Origin of the sequence: Lujinxingia vulgaris, from assembly GCF_007997005.1 — a bacterium.
GTDB lineage: Bacteria > Myxococcota_A > Bradymonadia > Bradymonadales > Bradymonadaceae > Lujinxingia.
Genome location: NZ_VOSL01000113.1, coordinates 1 through 8,961, shown reverse-complemented (window position 1 = coordinate 8,961; position 8,961 = coordinate 1). Strand labels below are relative to the sequence as shown.

The window sequence follows — 8,961 nt, the reverse complement described above, 5'->3', positions numbered from 1 at the left end:
TGAAGCTGTAGCAGCGCTACCGCGAATCCGCGGCGACGACGCTGGGGTCGTCCTCCGGCGTTGATGCTGGTGTGGGGATGTCTGATCTGTTAACCACGCACCAAACACATGCGGCGCTCAGTTGGAACGCCCCTCTTACCACGGTATCTCCTTGAACGATTTTGCAAAGCTCGACCTGATCGAACCTCTTCAACGGGCGATCGCTGCCCAGAACTACACCTCCCCCACCCCCATCCAGGCTCAGGCCATCCCCGCGCTGCTCAAGGGCCGCGACGTACTCGGATGCGCTCAGACCGGAACCGGCAAGACCGCCGCCTTCTCGCTGCCCGTGCTCCAGCACCTCGCCGCGCAGAAGCCCCCGAAAGGCAAGCGCCCCATCCGCGCCCTGATCCTCTCGCCGACCCGCGAGCTCGCCGCCCAGATTGGCGAGTCGATTGAGCTCTACGGAAAACACCTGCCGCTGCGTCACCTGGTGATGTTCGGCGGGGTCAACGAAAAGCCCCAGATCCGCGCGCTGGATCGCGGCGTCGACATCCTGGTGGCCTGCCCCGGGCGCCTGCTCGACCTGCAGGGCCGCGGCTTTGTCGATCTTAAAGACGTCGACTTCTTCGTGCTCGATGAGGCCGACCGCATGCTCGACATGGGCTTTGTGCCCGATGTTCGGCGCATCCTGAAGTTGATGCGCGGCGAGCGACAGAACCTGCTCTTCTCGGCGACGATGCCCCCCTCGGTGGCGAAGCTGGCCAACACCTTCATGAGCGACCCGGTGCGCATCGACATCACCCCGGAATCGACCACGGTGGAGGCCATCGACCAGCGCGTGATGTTTGTTGAAAAATCCGACAAGGCCGAGCTCCTCTGCGAACTTCTCGTCGATCTGAAGGTGGACTCGTCGATCGTCTTCACCCGCACCAAGCACGGCGCCAACCGCCTGACCAAGAAACTTGAGCGCGCCGGCTTCAAGGCCGCAGCCATCCACGGCAACAAGAGCCAGAACGCGCGCCGCCGCGCGCTCGACGGGTTCCAGGACGGCTCGATCACCATCCTGGTGGCCACCGACGTGGCCTCCCGCGGCATCGACGTGGAGAGCGTGACCCACGTCTTCAACTACGATCTTCCCAACGAGCCCGAGAGCTACGTGCACCGCATCGGTCGCACCGGCCGCGCCGGTCGCAGCGGCACCGCGATCGCCTTCTGCGACGACTCCGAAGGCGACTACCTGCGCGACATCGAGAAGATCACCGGGGAGCCTATCCCGGTGGACACCGAGCAGGCCTTTCATAGCGAGAAGGCGATGAAAGCCGCGCAGTCCGGCAGCGGCGGCAGCAAGCGCAAGAGCCGCGGCGGCCGGCGCTCCGGCGGCGGTCGACGCAGCGGCGGACGCAAGAGCCGCGGTGGTGGCAACAACCGCCGACGCAACAGCCGAAACAGCCGCAGCAGCCGAAGCAGCAACGCGCGCAGCTCAAAGAAGAGCAGCTCGGAGAAGCGCAGCGAGAGCGGTGAGGGCAGCAGCAGCTCGGAGAAGAGCGAGCGCTCCAGCAGCCAGCGCAACCGCCGCCGGCGCTCCGGCCGCAGCCAGCGAGGAGGCTCGAAGAAGGGTGAGCAGAGCCCCTCGAGCCAGAAGAGCGCCAGCGCCGAGGGCGGCCGCTCCCAGAGCGGCGATGCCAACCAGAGCTCCGGCCGGAGCTCGCGAGGTTCAGGATCGAAGCGCCGGGGGTCGAGTCGCCGCCGTAGCCGCGGCGCGCAGCGCCGGGCTGCATCGAAATCCAATGGCGCCTCCTCATCCAACACCTCCTCATCCAACGCCTCCAACGCTCCGCGTCGGGAACGCCGCGACCGCCGCCCCTTAAGCGAGCGCGACTGACCTCCCGACACCGCGCACCTCCTCGCCAGAAGAAGCCTCGCCATGCCCTACACGCTGATCACGATCCCCTTCAGCCATTTTTGCGAAAAAGCCCGCTGGGCGCTCGACCACCACGGGCTGGGCTTTGAGGAACGGGCGTATCTGCCCCTCTTGCACCTGGCCGGCGCGATGCCCGCCGGCCAGCGCTCGGTGCCCATCCTCAAAGCTGGCGAGCAGACGGTGGGCGACTCCACCGACATCCTCCACTTCTGCGACCAGGTCGGCAGCGGCACGCGCCTCTTCCCGGCCACCCCGCTCGATGAGGCCCAGCCCGACGCCATTGAGGCCTGGGAGGAGGAGTTCGATCGGCGCCTGGGCCCGGCAGTGCGCCTGGCGATCTATGCTGTGCTGCTCGATCATCCGCGCTTCACCCGCGACTTCATGGTGAGCAGCGGCAAAGGCTGGCAGTCCTCGGTGATGCGCCTGGGGTTCGGAGCCGTTCGTCGAGCAATTTCAACGAGTTATGGCATCACGCCCGAGCGTACCCAGCGCGCCCGCGGCCGCATCGACGACCTCTTTGCCCGCGTCGCTCAGACCCTGGCCGACGGCCGCCCTTACCTGGCCGGCGATACCTTCAGCGCCGCCGACCTGACCTTCGCCAGCCTGGCCGGCCCCCTGGTCGCCCCTCCCGAATACGGCGCCCCGCTCCCCCCGCTGGAGAGCGCTCCCGACGATCTTCGACGTCTCATCGACGACTTCCGCAACACCGCTGCTGGCGAGTTTGTGCTGCGCCTCTACCAGAGCCGCAACGCGTGAGGCCAACGCATCCGCTCAAGCGTGTGGACGAGGCGCCTCGGCAAAATGGCGCGCCAACTGCACCCCAAAGCGATGCGCCCGCTCCACCTCGCCTTCACTGAGCGGCCCCTGCGCCTCGTCGACAAAAAACGTCTCCGGCGGCTCGATCAGCTGAAAGCCCAGGCGCTTAAGCCGCCGGGCGATGGCGTGCGAGGCCTGCCCCAGCTTCGAGACCCACCGCGGCTCATTGAGGTTGGTGCCAAAGGCCGCCGCCGCGCCTCGCCCCATCTCCCCGCGGGCGCGGAGGCGAGTGAGCCACTCGCGCACCCCCGTCTCCGAGAGCGGCTCCCAGTCTTCCTCATCCACATCATCGCCGGCCCGCGAACGCGACTTCTCGCTGCTCATCCGCGTCATATGCGTGGGACCACCCACCACCAGAAGATCGATCGACATATCGACCCGGGGCGGCGCCGAGCTCACCTCCATCACGTCCACACGCATCTGCGTGGCCAACCCCTGGGCGATGGCGTAGGCCACCTGCTCGTTGTCGCCGTACATCGACTCATAAATAATCAGCGCCTGTTTCATCACTTCTCCTCCCGGGCATTCCGGGCTATGGGATCATGAAGTCGCGCACCCTCGCGCCACCACAGCGCGATTCGCCTGCCTGCCCCGAAAGCTAGACCCCTGAGTCAATTTCCAACCTACTTTCAACGACTTACAAACCATGAGACGACGCACCTGCCCCTGCTCCAGCGGCAAACCCACCGCCATCTGCTGCGGCAAACTTCACCGCGGCCTGCCCGCAAGCGCTCCCGAAGAGCTGATGCGCTCGCGCTTCTCGGCCTTCGCGCTCGGCCAGGTCGACTACCTCATCGCCACCACCGACCCCGAAGGTCCACGCGCCAACCCCGATCGCGCCGCCTGGCGCCGTGAACTGCTGAGCTACTGCAAAGCCACCGACTTCGTTGAGCTGAACATCTTGAGCACCGAATGGGAGCTCGGCGAGCCGGAAGGTTATGTGACCTTTAAGGTGACGCTGGTGCAGGATGGGATGCCCTTTAGCTTTGTGGAGCGCAGCCATTTTGTGCGCCGCGCCGATCCCGCCAAAAAAGGCGCCGAGCGCTGGTATTACGTCGACGGCGAAGAGCTCGAAGACGTTGAAATCAAAGCCTGAGCGGGCCTTCAGGGATCTTTTTCCACACCTCGACTTGCCCTTGTCGAGCCGTGGTTAAACTTCCCCCCACGCCTCATCCAGACGCGCGCCCGGCGCGCCCTCGCATGCCGTCTCCTCATCGGGACGAGGCACGCAGTTGGCCGTAGATCTTCTCGCTACTGACCCCAACGACGTCCCCTCGACTCCCAGGAGGCCCCATGGCTGGCTCGTCCCGAGACGACAAGAAATCGCCGCAAAAGCGCGGCAGCACACCCGGCAAATCTTCCACCTCGGGCAGCAACGCGGCATCCTCCCGGGGAGCGAAGCTCGAAAAAGCCGCGAAGGCCAAAGCGCCGGCCTCCTCTCCAGATGCCTCCAAGGATGCCGACACCGCCAAAGCGCGCGCCTCCGCCAGGGGCTCCACCACGACCAAACCCTCAACCGCGTCGAAGTCCTCACGCGCGTCGAAAACGTCGGCCTCTACCAAAAAAGCGCCGAAAGCGTCGAAGTCGTCGAAGCCCTCGAAGCCCAAGTCCTCCTCAAAGCGCTCAACCTCCTCCCGCTCCACGAAGTCCCCGGGCAAAGGAGGGCGCAAAGGGCGCGGCAGCGCCAATGGCCGCGGCCCGCTGCTCACCACCGCCGACGGCGCCCCGGTGGGCGACCAGGAAAACGCCTTGAGCGCCGGCCCCCGCGGCCCGCTCTTGATGCAGGACGTCAACCTCATCGAGCAGATCCAGCGCTTTAACCGCGAGCGCATGCCCGAGCGGGTGGTGCACGCCAAGGGCACCGGCGCCTACGGCACCTTTAAGGTCACCAACGACATCCGCCGCTACACCAAAGCCTCGATCTTCGCGAAGAAGGGCAAAAAGACCGAATGCGTGGTGCGCTTCTCCACCGTCGCCGGGGAGCGCGGCGCAGCCGACGCCGAGCGCGATCCGCGCGGCTTCGCCATGAAGTTTTATACCGACGAGGGCAACTGGGATCTGGTGTGCAACAACACCCCGATCTTCTTTGTGCGCGACCCCTACAAGTTCCAGATGTTCATCCACTCCCAGAAGCGCCACCCCGAGACCAACCTGCGCGACGCCAACATGCAGTGGGACTTCTGGAGCCTGTGCCCCGAGAGCCTCCACCAGGTCACCTGGCTCTTCGGCGACCGCGGCATCCCCAGGACCTACCGTCACATGAACGGCTACAGCAGCCACACCTACTCGATGATCAACGACGAGGGGGAGCGGGTCTGGGTGAAGTTTCATTTCAAGACGATGCAGGGCATCGAGTGCCTGACCAACGCCGAGGCCGCCGAGCTCATCGCCCATGATCGCGAGAGCCACCAGCGCGACATGATCGAGGCCATCAACTCCGGCGACTTCCCCCGCTGGAAAGCCTACATCCAGGTCATGACCCAGGATGAAGCCAACGAGTTCCGCTGGAACCCCTTCGATCTCACCAAGGTCTGGCCCCACGGCGACTTCCCGCTGATTGAGGTCGGGGAGCTGGAGCTCAACCGGAATCCGAAGAACTACCACCACGAGGTGGAGCAGTCGGCCTTTAACCCCAGCGCCTTTGTGCCGGGCATCGGCCCCAGCCCCGACAAGATGCTGCAGGCTCGGCTGCTCTCCTACCAGGACGCCCACCTCTACCGGGTCGGCGTCAACTACCGCGACTTGAGCGTCAACAAGCCCCGCTGCCCGGTGCATAACTACCTGCGCGACGGCCAGTTCGGAGGCATGCACGACGAGGGCACCGGCTTTCCCAACTACTATCCCAACAGCATCAAAGGCGCGCCGCGCCCCAACCCCGACTACAACGAGCCCCCCTGGCACCTGGGCGACGTCACCGTCGACCGCTGGGACTCCCGCGTCGATCACGACGACTTCACCCAGGCCGGCGACCTCTTCCGCCTGATGGATCGCGACGAGAAGGTGCGCCTGGCCGTCAACATCGTCGAGTCGATGGGCGGCTGCCGAAAGGACATCATCAAACGCCAGCTGGAGTTCTTCGACAAAGCCGACCTCAACTACGGCCGCCTGGTGCGAAAAGCCCTGGAGAGCTACCGCCGCGGCGATATGGACGATCTGCATGAGAGCGTGCAACCCCACGCCTGATTTTTTCGTTCAATAATGCACGCGGCTCCTTCGATGACGCTCCAGCGAAAACACACGTCGGAAGAGCCGCGTGGTGCCGTGATGAGCCAGATTCATAAACAAAAACGAAACAATCTCCTCAAAACGTTGCTATGGAGTTCGGCACACCCGCGCCCTATCTTCATGGAGTCGCTCGAAATCCGCCGCCCCGGACCCGACCTCGCGCATGAAACGCGGGACGGGATGCCCGGTGGCGACGATCTTCCGCACTCCCAACGATGAGGCGCTCCCATGTCCGATGATACTCCCACGCCGAGCGCTCAGGGTCGTCCCCCGCTCGACCGCCGCGGATTTTTAAAACTGCTCGGCCGGAGCTCGGTGGTGGGGCTTGTGGGCGCAGGCGCGCTGGCCTGCGGCCAGACCTCGACGAGCCGCACTCCCGACGCCGGCTCCGACCTCTCAGACACCGGCGCGGATCCGGGCCCGGACGCCGCCCGGGACACCGGTTCCCCCGATGTCGACGCGGGAGAGTGCCTGCCCACCGGCTCCGACATCGAGGGCCCCTTTTATGAGCCCGGCGCCCCACAACGCATCCAACTTGCCAGCGCCGACGAGCCCGGAGAGCGCATCCTCATCGAAGGCACCGTCTTTGAGCCCGACTGCCAGACCCCCATCGAAGGCGCGCTCATCGATGTGTGGCAGGCCGACGCCGAGGGCAACTACCACTCCGGCTCCAACTACCGCCTGCGCGCCCAGATCGTCACCGACGCGTCTGGCAACTACCGCATCGAAACCATCCGCCCGGGCCACTACCTCAACGCCGGCGCGTTTCGCCCCGCCCATATTCATTTCACCATCACACGCCCGGGCTTTGCGCCGCTCACCACCCAGCTCTACTTCGCCGGTGACCCCTACCTCGCTCCGAACGACTCCTGCGGGGTGTGCGCCTCCAACGACCCCACCCTCATTATGGAACTGAACGACGGGCCGGAGGGCTTTGAGAAGCAGGGGCGCTTCGACATCATCATGCGTCGGTGAATCGTCATCATCGGGATGATCCCGACGCCCTGCCCCGTTGACCGAATCGCAAGGCGCGACTATCGATGGCCTCGATCGCCATCTGCCTCAACCTCCGCGACGGGATCCCGATGACGCAGCCCCCCGAACAACCTACCCCTTACGAGCTCCTCGGCGGCGCCGAGGCGGTGCAGACCCTCGTCGATCGATTTTACAATCTGATGGACACGCTGCCCGAGGCGGCCACCATCCGCGCCATGCACGCCCGCAGCTTAAAGAGCTCCCGCGAGAAGCTCGTGCTCTTTTTGACCGGCTGGCTCGGCGGCCCGCCGCTCTACATGGAAAAACACGGCCACCCGCGCCTGCGCATGCGTCACGCCCCCTTCATCATCGACGAAGACGCCCGCCAGGCCTGGATGCTCTGCATGCGCCAGGCCCTCGACGAGCAGGTCGACAACGCCGAGCTGCGCCGCTTTCTGGACCAGGCGCTGGACCGCGTCGCCGCCCACATGCGCAATACATTTCCATCCGAATAATATACAAAACAGGTCAAGACCTCGGCCTCACCCGCACCATCACCCACCCCACTAACCCATTGATTTCATTTTAAATTCAGACCTCCTCAACCGCTCGCAAGCTCCCGAACCGCCTGCGCCACCGAGGTAAAATGCAGCATCGCGGCCTGCTCTGCCTCGCTGGCGAGCAGGTCCCGTACCTGGCCAATATCCCGGGCGATGGCGAGGTGCTGACCCTGCTTGCGAAACTCCCCGGCCAACTCCACCAGCATATGCGCCGCGCTCATGTCGATGACCGGCACCGACTCCCCGTCTAAGATCACCGCGCGCACCCCCGGGCGTTTTGCAGCCTTGCGCAGCTCCCCGCGCACATGGTCGGCGTTTACAAAGTACAGCCCGCTCTCCACCCTCAAAATCACCACCCCCTCCACCCGCTTCGCCTCCGGGTGACGCGCCAGATCACCGTAGGGCGCACCATCCCCATCGCCTACTCGCCCCAGCTCGGCGATATGCGGCCAGCTCGACCGATAGAGCATCAGCAAAAGCGAGAGCCCCACCCCCACCAGCAACCCCTCCAACACCCCAACGAGCACCACGCCCACAAAGGTCACCCAGGCCGCCGCCGCGTCCGCCCACACCGCCACCCCGGCCACATGATGGCGACGCGTAGCGCGTACCAGCGCGCGCAGCCCCTTGAAATCCACGAGCTCCCAGAGCGCGGCGATCACCACCGCCGCCAGGGTCGCCGCCGGCAGGTACCCGAAGACCCCGCCGAGCCACAAAAGCGTGATCGCCACCAGCAGCGCCGCGACCAGTCCGCTGCGCTGCGTGCGCGCGCCGGCGTCGCGGTTGACCGCGCTCTTAGAAAGACTCCCGTTGACCACCATGCCTCCCATAAAGCCCGCTCCCAGGTTGGCCACCCCCTGCGCGACGAGCTCCGCGTTACCATCCACCTTCTCGCCAACCGCCCGCGCTGCTGCCACCGCCTCGGCAAAGCCGATCAGCGCCACGGCCAGCGCCGGCCCGATGAGCTCCTGCCAGCGCATCGCGCTCAACGCCGGCCAGCCCACCTCGGGAGGTGTGCGTGCCAGCGCGCCGACCATCGCCACCCCCTCCAGGTTCAGTCCCAGCGCCCACGCCAGCCCGATGCTCAGCAGCACGGCCACGATCGCGCCGGGCACCCGCGGCGCAACGCCGCGCAGCCCCAGCATCACCACAAGCGCGCCCACGCCGATCGCCGCGCTCACCACGTTGAACCACGCCCCGACATCACCCCACATACGCAGCACCCCGAAAAACCCGCCGGAGGCATGCTCCGCGCCCAGCAGCACCGGCAGCTGCCCCCAGACCACCGCCAGGCTCAACCCCACCACAAAGCCTTTGAGCACCGGCCGAGAGATCATCGCCACCACAAAGCCCAGGCGCAGCAGCCCGGCCAGAAGCGCCACCGCCCCACCCACGATCGCCAGGCCCGCGGTCAGCGCCGCGGCCTCCGCGGTGTTCGCCGGCCCCAGCGCCCCCAGCATCGCCCCGCTCAACGCCGCCGTC

Annotated in this window: 8 protein-coding genes; 6 read left to right on the top strand and 2 right to left on the bottom strand. The window is 66.0% G+C overall.

What is annotated here, in order from left to right; genetic code table 11:
* The first annotated feature begins 151 nt into the window (after window positions 1-151).
* Complete coding sequence (locus tag FRC96_RS22360; protein ID WP_230470358.1) at window positions 152-1,864, top strand: DEAD/DEAH box helicase; 1,713 nt, start codon at window positions 152-154, stop codon at window positions 1,862-1,864.
* Between the two features lie 42 nt (window positions 1,865-1,906).
* Window positions 1,907-2,659, top strand: a complete 753-nt coding sequence (locus FRC96_RS16565; protein ID WP_146976062.1) for a glutathione S-transferase family protein — start codon at window positions 1,907-1,909, stop codon at window positions 2,657-2,659.
* Between the two features lie 15 nt (window positions 2,660-2,674).
* Here FRC96_RS16565 and FRC96_RS16560 read toward each other — a convergent pair whose 3' ends face one another.
* Complete coding sequence (locus FRC96_RS16560) at window positions 2,675-3,226, bottom strand: flavodoxin family protein (protein ID WP_146976060.1); 552 nt, start codon at window positions 3,224-3,226, stop codon at window positions 2,675-2,677.
* A 139-nt stretch (window positions 3,227-3,365) separates the two neighbouring features.
* Between FRC96_RS16560 and FRC96_RS16555 the strand changes: the two genes are divergently transcribed.
* The 4 genes from FRC96_RS16555 to FRC96_RS16540 all read left to right on the top strand — a co-directional run bounded on the left by FRC96_RS16555 (window position 3,366) and on the right by FRC96_RS16540 (window position 7,434).
* The gene (locus FRC96_RS16555; protein WP_146976058.1) at window positions 3,366-3,815 is read left to right on the top strand and encodes a YchJ family protein; all 450 of its coding nucleotides are present in this window, start codon (window positions 3,366-3,368) and stop codon (window positions 3,813-3,815) included.
* A gap of 605 nt (window positions 3,816-4,420) precedes the next feature.
* Window positions 4,421-5,902 carry a catalase gene (locus tag FRC96_RS16550; protein WP_230470359.1) on the top strand — a complete coding sequence of 494 codons (1,482 nt, stop codon included), beginning with the start codon at window positions 4,421-4,423 and terminating at the stop codon, window positions 5,900-5,902.
* Between the two features lie 270 nt (window positions 5,903-6,172).
* Window positions 6,173-6,919, top strand: a complete 747-nt coding sequence (locus FRC96_RS16545; RefSeq protein ID WP_146976055.1) for a hypothetical protein — start codon at window positions 6,173-6,175, stop codon at window positions 6,917-6,919.
* Window positions 6,920-6,984: 65 nt separating this feature from the next.
* Window positions 6,985-7,434, top strand: coding sequence for a group II truncated hemoglobin (locus FRC96_RS16540; RefSeq protein WP_230470357.1), 450 nt, complete (start codon window positions 6,985-6,987; stop codon window positions 7,432-7,434).
* An 86-nt stretch (window positions 7,435-7,520) separates the two neighbouring features.
* Here FRC96_RS16540 and FRC96_RS16535 read toward each other — a convergent pair.
* Window positions 7,521-8,961: SulP family inorganic anion transporter (locus FRC96_RS16535; protein WP_146976053.1), on the bottom strand; the 1,441-nt coding region annotated here is incomplete at its 5' end.

Coding starts and splice junctions, on each gene's coding strand:
- FRC96_RS16565 (WP_146976062.1), top strand. CDS start 1,907: ATGCCCTACACGCTGATCACGATCCCCTTCAGCCATTTTTGCGAAAAA.
- FRC96_RS16560 (WP_146976060.1), bottom strand. CDS start 3,226: ATGAAACAGGCGCTGATTATTTATGAGTCGATGTACGGCGACAACGAG.
- FRC96_RS16555 (WP_146976058.1), top strand. CDS start 3,366: ATGAGACGACGCACCTGCCCCTGCTCCAGCGGCAAACCCACCGCCATC.
- FRC96_RS16545 (WP_146976055.1), top strand. CDS start 6,173: ATGTCCGATGATACTCCCACGCCGAGCGCTCAGGGTCGTCCCCCGCTC.
- FRC96_RS16540 (WP_230470357.1), top strand. CDS start 6,985: ATGGCCTCGATCGCCATCTGCCTCAACCTCCGCGACGGGATCCCGATG.